This is a genomic window from Undibacterium sp. Ji22W (assembly GCF_049340305.1).
In the GTDB taxonomy this organism is placed as follows: domain Bacteria; phylum Pseudomonadota; class Gammaproteobacteria; order Burkholderiales; family Burkholderiaceae_D; genus Undibacterium.
Map to the genome: position 1 here is coordinate 1 of NZ_JBMPOU010000039.1, position 246 is coordinate 246.

Here is a 246-nt window from a genome sequence, read left to right on the forward strand (position 1 = left end):
CACCTTCGGCAACACTCGCTGCATCAACACTGATGTGCGCATAGACGGTATCGCTTGCTGCGGGGACGGCTTCATCGGTGATCGCGCTGCTTGCTGTGTTGCTGCTGCCGACCGCTACTGCTTCATAACGGCTATCAGTATCAGTGACACCACTGATCGTGGCGATCAGGGATTCGGAACCTTCTTTCAAATAATCATCGGTGGCAGTGACTGTAAATGTCGTGCTGCTGCCGCCACTGACATTGA

Annotated in this window: 1 protein-coding gene; it reads right to left on the reverse strand. The window is 54.1% G+C overall.

What is annotated here, in order from left to right; all coding sequences use genetic code 11:
- A partial coding sequence (locus ACO0KW_RS20495; protein WP_423055192.1) for a hypothetical protein occupies positions 1–246 on the reverse strand: 246 nt, incomplete at both ends.